Origin of the sequence: Actinacidiphila polyblastidii (assembly GCF_036353415.1) — a bacterium.
Classification (GTDB): Bacteria; Actinomycetota; Actinomycetes; order Streptomycetales; family Streptomycetaceae; genus Actinacidiphila; species Actinacidiphila polyblastidii.
The window spans coordinates 174973-189128 of the sequence record NZ_JAZEWV010000002.1; the positions used below are offsets into that span (position 1 = coordinate 174973).

Sequence of the window (14156 nt, forward strand, 5' to 3'; positions counted from 1 at the left end):
ATCGGAATCACTGAGCAACCGCTCAGTTGACACCCCCGAACGGGGGTGACGGGAGGTACGAGGGGGACCGGGGAGGCGGACGGTCCCCCTCCCTCGTCAGCTGAGCGTGATCTGCCGGTTCATGAGCCCGCTGCGCGCCTTGCGCTCGTCCGGCGTCAGCGGCTCGGTGCGGGTCAGCGACTCCTCGAGCCGCTCGCCGAACTCCGCCGCGGGCTTCTCCACCTCGTCCGCGGTCATCCCCACCGGCAGGTCCCACACCGGGACCACCAGGCCGTGCGCGCGGAACGACCCGACCAGCCGGGTACCGTCCCCGAGCGAGGAGGCGCCGGCCGCGTGCAGCCGGGACAGCGCGTTCAGCAGCGGCTCCTCGGGGTGCGGCATGACCCAGCGCAGGTGGTTCTTCTCCGGGGTCGCGCACCAGTAGGCCGCGTCGACGCCGGACAGCCGCACGGTCGGGATCGCGGCCTCGTTGGCCCGCTCCAGGGAGGCGGCCACCTCGCCGCCGGCCGTCTCCGCGTCCTCCAGCCAGAACTCGAACCCGGTGTGCACGACCGGCTCGAAGGGCACGGTCAGCTCCAGCAGGTCCTGGAGCCGCGGGCCGTCGGCGGCCGGGCGGCGGCCGTCGACCGGACTGCCGGGCTCCGCGGTCAGCGCGCGCTGGAGGGTGTCGGCCAGGTCGCGGCTGATGTCGCCGGACGCCGCGTCGTTCTGCAGCCCGAGCAGCACCGCGCCGGTGTCGCGGCGCAGCCCCGGCCAGGCCATCGGGAGCACGGTGCCGAGCGTGACCGACGGCACGCCCTCGGGCAGCGCGTCCTTCAGGGTGAGCTCCACCGTGGCGGCCGGCACGAGTTCGCGCAGCGCCACCCAGTCGCACTCCCCCGGCAGCCCCTCGAAGGGGCGGCGGACCAGTTCGGTCACCGCGTGCGCGGCCTCCCGCCCGTGGCACGCCTTGTACCGGCGGCCCGAGCCGCACGGGCAGGGCTCGCGTGCCCCGACGACAGGAACCGCCGCTCCGGCTTCGGCCCGGGGGCCCTTGGACTTGACGGCGGTCGCGCGCTTCTTGGCCATGGCTCGGTCTCTCCCGTTGCGGCGTTGTTACGGCCGCGAGCCTAGCGGTCGGCGGCGGGGGCGCCTTGCGGCGGCGCGGAACACCGGCGGAACGCGGTCGCGGGCGGAGTCGGGGCCGCGGTCAGGGTCGGGGGCGGGGTCAGGTGCAGGGACAGCGGCAGGGCCGGGGTCAGCCCAGGTCGTCGAGCGACTCGGCGAGGTCGAGCGGGAGGTCGAGGGGGACGCCCCTGGGAAGCCCGATACCGGTGCCGGCGGGTTCGTCGCGGCGTGCGTGACGGCCGCGGACCGGGAGCACCGCCCAGACGGTGACCTCGCCGGGTGCGTCCCTGACCCCCCAGCGGAGCGCCAGGCTGCCCACGATGCCGAGACCGCGGCCGCCGTGCGCGGTCAGGGAGGGGCTGGCGGGGTGCGGCCGGGTCGGGCCGCCGCCGTCGGTGACCTCGAGGACCAGCAGGCCGTCCTCGCCGACCGACCACGCCGCCCGTATGCCGGGGTCGAGGACGCCGGCGCCGGCCGGGGCCGGCCGGATCTCGGTGCGGGTCGCGGCGGCGTCCGTGCGTGCGGCCCCCGCTCCGGGGCCGGCGTCCGCACGGGCGCCGGTTCTGAAACGCCCGGCGGGCGCCTGCGCGCCCGCCTGACCAGCCTGCTCACCGCCCGCGTCGGCGTCGCCCAGGGGCCGGGCGTGACGGCAGGAGTTGCTCAGCAACTCGGAGATGATCAGCACGGCGTCGTCCACGACGGTGTCCGGCACCTCGTGCGCGTACAGGTCGGTGCGCAGTCTTCTGCGCGCGTCGGCCACGCCTGTCGGACCATGGGGCAGGGCCATGGTCGTGGACGTCGGCACCTCTTGCGCCACCATCAACGCCACCCCCGGAGACCTCCTTCACCCCACGCCACAGAGGGAATGCCCTTTGTGACTCGGCCGGAAACAGGCCAATCACGTTCTCTTGCCGCACTCGGCGCGCCGCGCGCAGGGCGCCTATGCCCCCGACACGATCCGGCGCATGCCGCCGCCCGCCCGGTGCGCCGGGGCACAACCGGGGGGATCGCCGCTTCCGGGCGCGGCGGTACCAGGGGCGGATTCCGGCCAGCGGCAGGCCGTCGCCACACCGCCGGCCCGCCGCCGCCACACCGCCTTCGCGCCCCGGCGGCGGCACCGCGTGCCCGGCCGGTCAGCGGCCGAGCTGCGCCAGCACCTGGCCGGGGCGGTTGGTGATGACCGCGTCCACCCCCAGCCGTACGCACAGCTCCACGTCCTCGGCGCGGTCCACCGTCCACACGTGCACCAGGTGCCCGGCGGCGTGCAGCCGCGCCACATACCCCGGATTGGCGCGCAGGATGCGCATGCTCGGCCCGGCGATCGACACCCCCGCGGGCAGCCGTCCGTCGCGGTGCCGCGGGGAGACGTACTGCATCAGGTAGACGGTGGGCAGTGCGGGCGCGCCGAGCCTGACGCGGCGCAGCGAGCGCGACGAGAAGCTCATCACCCGCACGCGGGACGCCTCGCCGGGCGGGGGCGCGTCGAGGTCGAAGCGGCGCAGCAGCTCCAGCAGCCGCTCCTCGACCTGGCCGGCCCACCGGGTGGGGTGCTTGGTCTCGATCGCCAGTTCGACGCGGCGGTCGGTGTCCGCGACGAGTTCGAGCAGCCGGTGCAGGGTGAGGACGCGCCGCGCGTCGCCGTAGCGCTCCGGGGCCTCCGGGTCGGTGGTCCGGCCCTTCCAGGAGCCGAAGTCGAGCGCGGCGAGGTCGGCCAGCTCCAGGGAGGAGACCGCGCCGCGCCCGTTGGACACCCGGTTGACCCGCCAGTCGTGCACGCACACCAGCTCGCCGTCGGCGGTCAGCCGCACGTCGCACTCCAGGGCGTCGGCGCCGTCCTCGATGGCTTTCCGGTACGCGGCGAGCGTATGTTCTGGTACGTCCTCGGAAGCTCCCCGGTGGGCGACGACCTGAACCGGCCGTCGCTGCGGGTACGGGTCGGGGATCGCGCGGGCGAACGTCACCGGGCCATGGTCCCACCGACGCCGCGGGACGTGCGCCCCGCGCGGCGCACAGCTACCGCTTACGGCGGTCCGACACGCCGTGGGAAATGCTGTGTCCACGTAAAGCTTGTGGTGTGTCGGTCGTGTCGTGACCGGTTTGCCGTCCGCGACGCGGCACGACCGCCCAGTCCGTGGTGTCCTGAACCTCTGATCCTGACCTCTGAGGAGAAATGCTGTGAGCACCGAGAACGAAGCCGGGTCCGGGTCCTCCGTGCCGGCTCCGGCCGTGGAGCCGGCGGCGGCGCACGAGGGAGCCGCGGCCGAGAGCGCCGCCCCCGCCGCCGCTCCCGCGGCGCCTCCGGTGCCGCCGGCGCCTCCCGCCGTGCCGCCCGCCCCCGTGACCCCGGCCGCGCCGGAGGACCCGCGCACCGCGGTGCTCCCGGTGCAGTCCGCGGCCTCGCCGCTACAGGCACCGCCGCCGGTCGGGCCGCCCTCCCCGTACGGCCCGCCGCCGAGCGCCCTGACGGGCGGCCCGACCGGTGGGACCTCCGCGCCCGAGCCGGTGCCGGCCGGGGTACCGGCGGGCGGCCCGTCCCCGTACGACAGCCCGTCCCCCTACGAAGCGCCCGCCCCCGCGCCCTCGCCGTACGGCCAGGCGCCGGCGGCACCCGTCGGGTTCGCGGCGGAGCAGCCGCCGTCGCACCAGCCGCACCAGCCGCAGGAAGGCGGCGCCGACTCACCGTCGCCCGACCCCTTCGCGGTGCCGTCCACCCCGGCGTACGCCTCCGGCGGCCCGGTGTACGACACCCCGCCGACCCAGCCGGGCGCGGGCGGTCCCGGCGCGCCGGGCGGCCCGGTGTGGGGCACCCCGATGCCGCCGACGCCGGCCGGTGGAAAGCGGCGCGGCGTGGGGGCCATGGTCGCCGCGGTGCTGGTGGCCGCACTGGTCGCCGGCGGCGTCGGCGGCGGCATCGGCTACGAGGTCGCGCGGCACAACAACGACTCGAACGGCTCGACGACGGTCTCCGCGTCCGGCGACACCAAGGCGTTCAACCGCGCCCCGACCTCCGTCGCGGGCATCGCCAACAAGGCGCTGCCGAGCGTCGTGACGATCAAGGCCAGCGGCAGCCAGGAGAGCGGCACCGGCACCGGCTTCGTCTTCGACACGCAGGGCCACATCCTCACCAACAACCACGTGGTCGCCCCGGCGGCGAACGGCGGCAAGCTCACCGTCACCTTCTCCAACGGCACCACGTACGACGCGAGCGTCGTGGGCCGCGCGCAGGGCTACGACGTGGCCGTCGTCAAGCTGAAGGGCGCGAGCGGCGTCAAGCTCACCCCGCTGCCGCTGGGCAACTCCGACAACGCCGCGGTCGGCGACGCGACCATCGCGATCGGCGCGCCCTACGGCCTGTCCGGCACCGTCACCACCGGCATCGTCAGCGCGGTGCACCGCCCGGTCGCCTCCAGCGACGAACAGGGCAGCAGCTCCTCCTACATGAGCGCGATCCAGACCGACGCGTCCATCAACCCCGGCAACTCCGGCGGCCCGCTGCTGAACGCCAACGGCGCGGTGATCGGCATCAACTCCGCGATCCAGCCCGGCGGCACCAGCCAGCCCGGCACCCAGGGCGGCAGCGTCGGCCTCGGCTTCGCCATCCCGATCAACCAGGCCAAGCGGGTCGCCGCGCAGCTGATCAAGACCGGCACGCCGGTCTACCCGGTGATCGGCGTCAGCCTCAACACGCAGTACCAGGGCGAGGGCGCGCAGATCGGCAGCGGCAGCGACGCGATCACCTCCGGCGGCCCCGGCGCCAAGGCCGGCCTGAAGCCGGGCGACATCATCACCAAGTTCGACGGCACGGTCGTCGACAGCGGCCAGACCCTGATCGGCGAGATCTGGCAGCACCAGCCCGGCGACAAGGCGACCGTCACCTACACCCGCGACGGCTCCGCCCACACCACCACCGTCACCCTCGGCAGCCGCACCGGCGACTCCAACTGACGCGTTACGCTGTCCCCGCGCGACCCACCGCCCCCGGCCCCCCGGCCGCGGCCCGGCCCGGGTCCGCGGGGAGGCTTGCCCGAGCGGCCTAAGGGAACGGTCTTGAAAACCGTCGTGGCAGCGATGTCACCGTGGGTTCAAATCCCACAGCCTCCGCGCAGGTAGAAGTAAGAGAAGGTCAGAGCGGGTGCACCCGGAGTTCGGGGCGCCCGCTCTGCCGTGTCCTGTCTTCCCCCACCCGCGTCACCGGTATCCCGGCCGTGCTCAGCCCGCATGGGCTGCGGCTTCTGGAGCGACGGTCAGGGCCCGGGGCTTCGCGCTTGCTGGAGGGCGCGGCCGATCACCTCACCCGTACGGGCCGGCCAGTCGGGGGAGGGTTCACAGGGGTGGGGGCGGGGGTGCGGTCGGGCGATTTCGTCGGCGGCGTCGTCGTAACGCCCCGATGGGGAGCGGTAGAGCCACGATCAGGGGGATGAACGCCACACGCCGCCACGACTCGTCGAAAACCCAGCGGTCCACGGCGACGCAGAAGGCCGCCCAGCCGCACAGGGCAACGCCCAGCAGGAGCAGACGTGTTCGCTCGGTCATCCATCCCCCGCCGTTCGATCCGTGCACGATCGCACCTTGAGCGCACCCCGAGCGCAGAGCGGCTCGGGCCCCCGCCTGTCTGGTCCCCCTCGTTCCCCGCGGCCAAGCCTCCTGGAAGGGAGGACCGGGCCGAAATCGGCTCGCCCGCTCCGCGGCGCCGACCGTAGCCTCCGGAGCATGGAGGCGCATCGGTGGTTCGAGCTCGACGAGCCGGAGGAAGACGACGACGTCGAGTACACCTCCACGGAACGGGCGTTCGTGGCGGCGCTGCGCGAACGGACCGCGCCGTGGGCCACGGCTGACGTCGAGGGTGTGGCCGGGCGGTGGGGCGGCCGGGACTCGCTCGTCGCCTACCTGAGCTTCAGCGATCCCGGGTCGCCGCTCGCACGGGTCGACATCGGCGTGCACTTCTCCGGCGACCGGGTCCGCGGGGATCGACTGCACCACCAGGCTTGCACCGTGGCCGACCGACCGTCGGCCTGGGCGTTGGACGCGACCGGCACGTCGACGAGCTGGCCGAGCGGTCCGCGGACTGGATCGGGTCGGTGCTGCGGAAGCCGGTGGTGCTGTACGTCCGGCTCAACGAGGACCGGTGGGCCTACGCGGCACGGTCCGCCTTCGCGGACGGCGATCGGACCATCGGCCGGCTGTACGACCAACGGCTCGCCCCGCAGGGGCAGCAGGAGCGGCTGATCGCGGCCGGCCACGTGCACGGCAAGGGATGGATCGAGACCGTCGGGCTGCCGTGGTCGACACGGGCCGCCACACCATGAACCTGTCGGGCTGGACGCTGTCCAACGCCGAGCACCACACCTACCGCTTCACCCACCTGCGCCTGGCCGGCCACGCGTCGGTCCGCGTCCACACCGGCACCGGGCGCGACACCGCGGCCGACGTCTACCAGGACCGCCGCGACCACGCCTGGAACGACGACCACGACACGGCGACGCTCCGCGACGGCAACGGCCGGGTCGCCGACGCCAAGTCCTGGGGCCACCGAGGCCACCGCCGCTGACCGACCGCCCCGCAGCCGTCACATCAGCCCCGCCCCCTGCCAGGGGCGGGGCGCCTTGCGTGCTCGCGCCGTTCCGGCGTCGTACTCAGCCGGCGGCGCGGCCTCGCGCCGACGTACGGGCGTCGTACTGCCCCCGTACTCAGGACGAGTTGAGTACGGGAGGCGATGAGCGGCGGGCGGCGGCTGGTCAGACTGGGCTCATCGACGAGAGGGGAGCCAGTCATGAAGGTCGGCGGGGGACGCGGGGGACGCGGGGGACGCGGGGGACGCGGGGGACGCGAGGGCAGGGGGCGGGCGCGGGTGGCGATGGTCGCCATGGCGCTGGCGGGGGTCGCGGTCGTGGGGATGACGTCGGCGTGTGACGTGGACCTGCGGGACCACGAGTGCATGTCCGACGAGTACCCGGTCCAGGCGGTCGGCCCGGAGGGCGGGAGCGCGTGCGCCACCAACGGGCATGAGCCGGACGCCGGTTACGTCCGCTACCCGGCGGGGCAGGTCCCGCAGCGGGTCGGCGACAAATGGGACGTGTACTGGCAGAGCCACGGACTGGACGCCGCGGGTCATCTCATCAAGAACTGATCGCGGGACGTGAGGTCGCGGCTGGACGCGGTCGCGGTCGCGGTCGCGGTCGCGGTCATGGTCGCGGACGAGGCCGCGGTCGCGGTCGCGGACGTCACGGCAGTAGGGCGCCCCGAGATCCGTGCCGCGTTCGGGTTGGGGCTGCCCTTGAAGGAGGCCGTCGCGTCGTCGACCGATTCCAGCGCGTCGTTTGTCCGGAACGACACGCCATGCGCCGAGAGAGGCGGTCGCGACCATTGGGCGCAACACGGGAAAGGGCGACGTGACTCGCCCGCCGGTTCGGGGTGGCCGCTCTTCGGTGCCGGACCGTCAGTTCGTCGGCCCGTCAGGTCTCAGCCGGCTTTGGGGAGCGCGGGAGTGGGGGGTCGTACGGCCCCGGGGGCCATCGCCGGGGCCGTACGACGTCGGTGTTCCCGCACCTGGTGCAGGAGGCTGATCCGGCCGGTCGCGGCCGCGACCCCCACCGGGGTCAGGCGGTCCGCGGTGACGGTCACGCCGCGCACCCGGGTGCGCCGCAGGTCCAGCGCCTCGAACATCCGGGTCAGGCAGGCGCGCGGATCGTCGGTGGCGTCCTGCCGGGTGCGGGTCAGGGTGGAGCCGCCGTCCAGGGCGACTTCGAGGGCCAGGACGCCCGGGGTCCGGCGGCGGCGCCGCAGCCGGTCGTCCAGAGTGGCGGCCGCCTCCAGCAGCGCCGCACGCACGACCCGCCGGTCCGACGTCCCGGCGGTGAGGACGCGGCGCTCGGCCGCCGTGCCGGGCAGCTCGCTCGGGGTCACCGCCCGCGCGTCGACGCCCCGGGCGCGCTCGCGCAGCAGCCGCCCCGCGCGGTCGCCGACGATCCGCCCGACGGCGGCCTCGGGGGCGGCCGCCAGCAGGCCGACGGTGCGCAGTCCGTACGCCTCGAGCTGCGCGGCCTGCGCGGGCCCGATGCCGTGCAGCATGCCGACGGGCAGCGGGTCGAGGAAGGCGCGGACGCCGTCCCGGCCCCCGGAGCGGCCGGCGAGATCGGAGAAGTCGGAGAGGCCGGAGCGGCCGGAAGGGTCGGAGACCACGGTCACCGGAGGCGGGCACTTCGAGGCCATCGCGGCGATCGCCCACGTCGGCCCGCCGCCGATCCGCACCTCCACGCCGAGGTCGGCGGCGGCGCGCGTCCGTATCCGCTCGGCGAGGTCGTACGCTGAGGCGCCCCAGTACCGCAGCGCGCCGGCCACCTCGACCAGCGCGGCCGACGGCGGCAGCGCCTGCACCGCCGGTGAGACGCGGTGGATCAGCGTGAGCAGCGCCCGGTGGTCGGCCTCGGTGGTGCCGGGCCGGCACCGTATATGCAGCACGTACGACGTATCGGGCACATACGGCCTATCGGGCTCGCTCGGCGCGTGCGCCGGTGCCTGCGCACCGCCGCCCGCTGTTGCGGCTTGTTCGGATGTCGTCACCGGCCACCTCCCCGCGTCCCGCTCACCCTACTCGAACTTAATTCGAACACGCGAGGGTTGTCCACCGCTCGAACCCGGCTGCCGGACCGTGCCCTGCGCGCGAGCGGAACCCGTCCTAGGCTGACCGCCAGGGGGTCGCGCAGGGTGGAGAGGTCCGGAAAGAGGTGACACGGTGCCGCGTATCTGGTCCGGGAACCTGACCTTCTCGCTGGTCAGCATCGCTGTCACGGCCGAGGCCGCGACGACCAGCCACAAGATCGGCTTCCGGCAGGTCCACCGCGAGGACATGGGCCGGGTGAAGTACCGGAAGACCTGCGAGCTGGACGAGCGGGTGCTGGAACCCGAGGAGATCGGCCGCGCGTACGAGGCCCCCGACGGGCAGCTGGTGGAGATCAGCGACGACGAGCTGGACGGGATGCCGCTGCCCACCCTGAAGACGATCGAGGTCACCGGCTTCGTCGAACTCGCCGGGGTGCCGCCCGAGCAGCTGGACAAACCGTTCTTCCTCACCCCCTCCGCGCCCGCGGCGAACAAGCCGTACACGCTGATGCGCGACGCGCTCGCCCGCAGCGGCAAGGCGGCGGTCGGCAAGCTGGCCATGCGCGGCAGCGAGCGCCTGGCCCTGGTCCACGCGCATGACGAGGTGCTGGTGCTGCAGTTGCTGCACTGGCCGGACGAACTGCGCTCCAGCGCCGACGCGACCCCGCGCCGCGACGTGGAGCTGTCCGACGAGGAGATCGACGGCGCGCTGGCCCTGATCGCGTCCATGAGCGACGTCAGCATCACGGACTACAGGGACGAGTACGCCGAGGCCGTCGAGCAGGTGATCACCGCGAAGATCGAGGGCGCGGAGCCGCCGCGGGCGCCCGCCGCGGCCGGGGGGAGGTCCGGTGGGACCGTCGACCTGATGGCGGCGCTGGAGGCGAGCGTCAGCAGGGCGCGCGGCGAGGACGCCGGCGAGGGCGGCGGCGGGGGTGGCGAGGGCAAGGACGCGGACGTCACCCACCTCCACGAGCGGAAGGCGCGCAAGGCCGCGGCGAAGAAGGCGACGGCGCGGAAGTCCCCCGCGCGGAAGTCGACGGCGAAGAAGGCGACGGCGAAGAAGGCCGCGGCCGGCAGGCCGGCCGCGAAGGAGAGCGGCGCGAAGCAGGCCGGCACGCAGAAGTCCGCCGCCAAGAAGACGGCCGCGAAGAGGACCTCGGCCGGGAAGACCTCCGCCAAGGCCGCCTCGGCGCCCGCGAAGAAGGCCGCGAGCCGCACCAGGCGCGCCGGCTGACCGCCGGCCGGCCGGCCGGCCCCGCGCCCGCTGACCCGCGCCGAACCGGTCCGCGGAGGGCCCCTCCCGGCCGCCCCCGACCCCGGACGTCCGCGGTGAACAGCCAGCAGGCGCCGACGTTGTCCACAGCCGATCTCTGCCCCGGGCCCCACCAGGCGTAACGTTGCCCTGGGCAAGCAAGGGTCGCACCGCGGCCGGAGCGCAACCCCTGCGGACCCCTACCGCACCCGTGGACCCAGTCCCGGCGCCTGTCCGGACAGCCAGGAGGAAGCAGCTCGATGAGTGCTCAAGCAGAAGCCGCGTCGCCCGGCACCGAGGCGGCGCCGCCGTCGGCGTACACCCACCGTCAGATTCTGGTGATCCTTTCCGGCCTGCTGCTCGGCATGTTCCTGGCGGCGCTGGACCAGACGGTCGTCTCCACGGCGATCTACAAGATCGGCGAGAGCCTCAACGGGCTGACCGCGCAGGCGTGGGTGACCACCGCGTTCCTGATCACCTCGACGATCGCGACGCCGCTGTACGGCAAGCTCGGCGACCAGTACGGCCGCAAGCCGTTCTTCCTCTTCGCCATCGCGGTCTTCATCGTCGGCTCGGCGCTGTGCATGCTGTCGACGTCGATGTACATGCTCGCCGCCTTCCGCGCGTTCCAGGGGATCGGGGCCGGCGGCCTCTTCTCGCTCGCGCTGGCGATCATCGGCGACATCATTCCGCCGCGCCAACGCGCCCGCTACCAGGGCTACTTCATGGCGGTCTTCGGCACCTCCAGCGTGCTGGGCCCGGTCGTCGGCGGCGCGCTGGCCGGCCAGGACCAGCTGCTCGGCATCGACGGCTGGCGCTGGATCTTCCTGCTCAACGTGCCGATCGGCGTGCTCGCGCTGATCGTCGTGGCCCGTGTGCTGCACGTGAAGCAGGAGCGCCGCGCCCACCGGATCGACTACCCCGGCGCCGTCGCGCTGATCGTGGCGCTGGTGCCGCTGCTGATCGTCGCCGAGCAGGGCCGCGAGTGGGGCTGGGGCAGCACCACCGCCTTCGCCTGCTACGTGATCGGCGCGGTCGGCATCGTGGGCTTCCTCCTCGCCGAGCGCAAGGCGGGCGACGAGGCGCTGCTGCCGCTGCGGCTGTTCCGCAACGGCGTCTTCGCGGTCGGCTCGGCGCAGTCCGCGATCATCGGCATCGGGATGTTCGGCGGCATCACCCTGCTGCCGCTCTACCTCCAGCTGGTGAAGGGCAACTCGCCCACCAAGGCGGGCCTGCTGACGCTCCCGCTGGTGCTCGGCATCATGATCCTGTCGATGGTCTCGGGCCAGGTCACCTCCCGCACCGGCCGCTACAAGATCTTCCCGGTGATCGGGTGCGTGCTGCTGGTCGGCGGCATGCTCATGCTGTGGCAGCTGTCGGCGGACAGCAGCCTGCTCTACGTGGACCTGTCGATGTTCGTCGTCGGCGCCGGCCTCGGCCTCAACATGCAGACGATCGTGCTCGCCATGCAGAACGCCGTGCCGCCGCGTGACATCGGCGTCGCGACCTCCTCCACCACCTTCTTCCGGCAGATGGGCGGCACGCTCGGCGTCGCCGTGTTCCTGTCCATCGTCTACTCGGTGGTCGGCGACAAGATCGGCTCGGCGTTCGCGGACGCGCGCGGCAGCGCGGCCTTCCAGCAGGCCGCGAAGGCCCACCCGGACCAGCTCAAGACGCTCACCTCGGCCTCGTCCGGCGGGGGTTCCGGGTCGCTCAACGACACGTCCTACCTCTCCCGCATCGACTCCGTGCTCGCGCACCCCTTCAAGGTCGGCTTCACCGACGCGATCAACGTGGCGTTCCTCGTCGGGGCGTGCGTCCTGGTCATCGCGCTCGTGCTGTCGCTGATGATCAAGGAGGTGCCGCTGCGGACGACGGCGGCGGCGTTCGCGGAGACCCCGAAGCCGGCGGTGGCGTCGCCCGGGGCAGCCCCCGGCGGGCCCGCCGGCCCGGCGGCCCCTGACGCGCCCGAGGCCGCGCCGAAGAGCGGCGACCCCGAGGCATAGCACCACCGTGCGTCCCCAAGGTGCCGACGGCGACAGAGTGGTCGTCGTCGGACTGGACGGCTCCGACTCCTCCTGGCGCGCCGCCGCCTACGCGGTCGGGCTGGCGCGGCGGCAGCGGGCGCTGCTCGTCGTGCTCCACGTGCTGCCCGTGCACGTGGTCGCCGGGCTGGCCGGCGTGAGCTGGATGGCGGGCGACTGCGACCGGGTCGCGGCGGCCCGGCTGAGCGAGCGGATGGCCGAGGGGCTCGGATGCATGGCCGAGGCGCGGTCGCTGCGCTGGGAGTTCACCGTCCTGCCCCCGGGCGCCGCGGTCGCCGGGATCACCGAGGTCGCCACGGCGCGGCGCGCGGACACAGTGGTGGTCGGGGCGTCGGTCCGGCTCCTCCACCGGCTGGGCGGGGCGGTGGGGGCGCGCCTGGTCACGGCGGGGCGGTGGCCGGTGGTGGTCGTTCCGTAGGGCGGTCGCCGGTGGGCCGCGGCCGCGTCCGCGTCGTCCCGGCGGGGGGCCGCCGCGGCGGTGCGACCGGTGGGGATATGCTCCGCGAGCCGTGCCGGCCTGACGGGGCCGGCCGCGTCCTGTGGGGGGACCTCGCGATGACCTTCCGGCTGCGCGCTTTTCGCGCGCTCGTGCTGCTCGGCGGCTTCTACCTGCTGGGCGTGGGCCTGCTCGCGGGCATGGCCGTGCTCGACTGGCTGCTCCTGACGCGGCTCTTCACCGCCGGGGCGGCCTGGTTCGAGGGCACCGTCGTGATGGCCACGCTGCTGGCGGCGGTGACGATCCTGCGGGGCATGGCCGCCTTCCTCCGCGCGGGCCGGCTGCGGCCGGTGCGGGGCAGCGTCGCCGTCACGCCCGAGGACCAGCCCGAGCTGTGGGAACAGGTGCGGGCCGCCGCCGAGGCGACGGGGGAGCGGCCGCCGGACGAGCTGTACCTCGACGCCGACGTCAACGCGGGCGTCGCCGAACACAGCCGCCTGCTGGGGCTGGTGGCCGGCCGGCGGCGCATGGTGCTGGGCCTGCCGCTGCTCGCCGGGCTGACCGTCCCGCAGCTGCGCGCCGTGCTGGCCCACGAGTTCGGCCACTACGGCAACCTCGACACCCGGCTCGGCAGCGTCACCATGCGCGGCAGGGAGGCCGTGCTGCACACCGTCGACGCCTTCGGCGAGGGCGGCACCCGTCTGCAGTACGTGATCGGCAGCGTCTACGTCGGGTACGCGCGGATGTTCCTGCGCTCCTCGCAGTCCGTCGCCCGGCACCAGGAACTCGCCGCGGACCAGGTCTCCGCCCGGCACGCCGGCCGGGACGCGACGGCCTCCGCGCTGCGCGCGCTCCCGGTCCTGAACGCGGCGCACTCCCACTACGTCGAGACGTACGCCGGCATGGGCCGGGCGCTCGGCGCGCTGCCGGCGGCGGGCGAGGTGCACGGCGGGTTCCTGCGGATGCTCGACGCCCGGCCGGGAGAGCGGCTGGCCGCCCTGTCCGCGGGGCAGCGTCCGCCGCGCCCGCACCGGTACGACTCGCACCCGCCGACCGCGGAGCGCGTCGCCCTGATCGAGGCGCTTCCCGCCGACGAGGCCGCCGGCCCCGGGAGGGGCGAGGAGGCGGCGGCGCGCACCCTGCTGCGCGATCCGGACCGCGTGTTCGCCGAGCTGGAGGCGCACACGCTGCCCCCGGAGGCGGCGACGCTGCGCCGCATGAGCTGGGACGACCTCGTCATGGCCCGGGCCCTCGCCGACGCGGAGGGATGGTCGCGGCCGCTGCGGCTCGCGGTCGCGAGGGCGCTGCGCGCCGAGGGCGACACGCCCGCGTCCGCGCCGCGCCGCGGCCCCGCCGAGGAGGTGGGCGACGCCGAGCTGCCCGGCCTGGAGGAGGTGCTCGACGCATTCGACCGCGGGCTGCTGTGGATGGCGGTCGCCGACCGCATCCCGAAGTCCGAACGGGCGTCGCGGCTCGTCGGGGAGTCGGCCCGCAACTTCGTCCGGCCCAAGGTGTTCGACGCGGTCGCGGGCCTGGTGCATCTGCGGCTCGCCGCCGCGGGGGTCGCGACCGCGGACATCGCCTGGTCCGGGCGGCCCGGACTGGCGCTCCCGGAGGAGTGGGAGAAGGGGATGGACGACGCGATCGACTCCGCTGTCGCTGATGCCCCGGACACCACGGCGCTGCGAGCTTTGCTCGCGCGGGTCTAGGCGCG

At 74.5% G+C, this 14156-nt stretch carries 13 protein-coding genes and 1 tRNA gene; 9 read left to right on the forward strand and 5 right to left on the reverse strand.

Going from position 1 to position 14156, the window contains the following annotated elements; all coding sequences use genetic code 11:
* Positions 1–96: 96 nt before the first annotated feature.
* The 3 genes from V2S66_RS04005 to V2S66_RS04015 all read right to left on the reverse strand — a co-directional run bounded on the left by V2S66_RS04005 (position 97) and on the right by V2S66_RS04015 (position 3068).
* A complete protein-coding gene (locus V2S66_RS04005) occupies positions 97–1068 on the reverse strand; it encodes a DUF5926 family protein (RefSeq protein WP_330793017.1) in 972 nt (323 codons plus the stop codon).
* 169 nt (positions 1069–1237) lie between these two features.
* Positions 1238–1927 carry an ATP-binding protein gene (locus V2S66_RS04010; RefSeq protein ID WP_330793232.1) on the reverse strand — a complete coding sequence of 230 codons (690 nt, stop codon included), beginning with the start codon at positions 1925–1927 and terminating at the stop codon, positions 1238–1240.
* A 313-nt stretch (positions 1928–2240) separates the two neighbouring features.
* Complete coding sequence (locus V2S66_RS04015; RefSeq protein WP_330793018.1) at positions 2241–3068, reverse strand: glycerophosphodiester phosphodiesterase family protein; 828 nt, start codon at positions 3066–3068, stop codon at positions 2241–2243.
* Between the two features lie 214 nt (positions 3069–3282).
* Between V2S66_RS04015 and V2S66_RS04020 the strand changes: the two genes are divergently transcribed.
* The 5 genes from V2S66_RS04020 (at position 3283) to V2S66_RS04040 (ending at position 7234) form a co-directional block, all read left to right on the forward strand.
* On the forward strand, positions 3283–5052 hold the full coding sequence (locus V2S66_RS04020) for a trypsin-like peptidase domain-containing protein (RefSeq protein WP_330793019.1): 1770 nt from the start codon (positions 3283–3285) through the stop codon (positions 5050–5052).
* A 69-nt stretch (positions 5053–5121) separates the two neighbouring features.
* Positions 5122–5208 (forward strand) — tRNA-Ser (locus tag V2S66_RS04025).
* Positions 5209–6092: 884 nt separating this feature from the next.
* A complete protein-coding gene (locus tag V2S66_RS04030) occupies positions 6093–6413 on the forward strand; it encodes a hypothetical protein (RefSeq protein ID WP_330793020.1) in 321 nt (106 codons plus the stop codon).
* The gene (locus V2S66_RS04035) at positions 6386–6655 is read left to right on the forward strand and encodes a lamin tail domain-containing protein (RefSeq protein ID WP_330793021.1); all 270 of its coding nucleotides are present in this window, start codon (positions 6386–6388) and stop codon (positions 6653–6655) included. The genes V2S66_RS04030 and V2S66_RS04035 overlap by 28 nt, the downstream gene beginning before the upstream one ends.
* A 306-nt stretch (positions 6656–6961) precedes the next feature.
* Positions 6962–7234, forward strand: coding sequence for an SCO0607 family lipoprotein (locus tag V2S66_RS04040; protein WP_330793233.1), 273 nt, complete (start codon positions 6962–6964; stop codon positions 7232–7234).
* On the opposite strand, the gene V2S66_RS04045 is transcribed toward V2S66_RS04040, so the two are convergent.
* Both V2S66_RS04045 and V2S66_RS04050 read right to left on the reverse strand, forming a co-directional pair.
* Positions 7216–7440: a hypothetical protein gene (locus tag V2S66_RS04045; protein WP_330793022.1), complete on the reverse strand. Its 225-nt coding sequence runs from the start codon at positions 7438–7440 to the stop codon at positions 7216–7218. The two genes, V2S66_RS04040 and V2S66_RS04045, sit on opposite strands and share 19 nt — an antisense overlap.
* Before the next feature lie 126 nt (positions 7441–7566).
* Positions 7567–8565 carry a DinB/UmuC family translesion DNA polymerase gene (locus V2S66_RS04050; RefSeq protein WP_330793023.1) on the reverse strand — a complete coding sequence of 333 codons (999 nt, stop codon included), beginning with the start codon at positions 8563–8565 and terminating at the stop codon, positions 7567–7569.
* Between the two features lie 274 nt (positions 8566–8839).
* Between V2S66_RS04050 and ku the strand changes: the two genes are divergently transcribed.
* From ku to V2S66_RS04070, 4 genes are all read left to right on the forward strand, one after another.
* Positions 8840–9943: a non-homologous end joining protein Ku gene (gene ku / locus V2S66_RS04055; RefSeq protein ID WP_330793024.1), complete on the forward strand. Its 1104-nt coding sequence runs from the start codon at positions 8840–8842 to the stop codon at positions 9941–9943.
* 278 nt (positions 9944–10221) lie between these two features.
* Positions 10222–11967, forward strand: coding sequence for an MDR family MFS transporter (locus tag V2S66_RS04060; protein WP_330793025.1), 1746 nt, complete (start codon positions 10222–10224; stop codon positions 11965–11967).
* A 37-nt stretch (positions 11968–12004) separates the two neighbouring features.
* Positions 12005–12424, forward strand: a complete 420-nt coding sequence (locus tag V2S66_RS04065; RefSeq protein WP_330793026.1) for a universal stress protein — start codon at positions 12005–12007, stop codon at positions 12422–12424.
* A gap of 137 nt (positions 12425–12561) precedes the next feature.
* Complete coding sequence (locus tag V2S66_RS04070; protein WP_330793027.1) at positions 12562–14151, forward strand: M48 family metallopeptidase; 1590 nt, start codon at positions 12562–12564, stop codon at positions 14149–14151.
* Positions 14152–14156 lie beyond the last annotated feature (5 nt).

Bases quoted from the DNA above. Each gene is read 5' to 3' on its own strand.
- V2S66_RS04005 (WP_330793017.1), bottom strand. From the start codon at position 1,068: ATGGCCAAGAAGCGCGCGACCGCCGTCAAGTCCAAGGGCCCCCGGGCC.
- V2S66_RS04010 (WP_330793232.1), bottom strand. From the start codon at position 1,927: ATGGTGGCGCAAGAGGTGCCGACGTCCACGACCATGGCCCTGCCCCAT.
- V2S66_RS04040 (WP_330793233.1), top strand. From the start codon at position 6,962: ATGGTCGCCATGGCGCTGGCGGGGGTCGCGGTCGTGGGGATGACGTCG.
- V2S66_RS04060 (WP_330793025.1), top strand. From the start codon at position 10,222: ATGAGTGCTCAAGCAGAAGCCGCGTCGCCCGGCACCGAGGCGGCGCCG.
- V2S66_RS04070 (WP_330793027.1), top strand. From the start codon at position 12,562: ATGACCTTCCGGCTGCGCGCTTTTCGCGCGCTCGTGCTGCTCGGCGGC.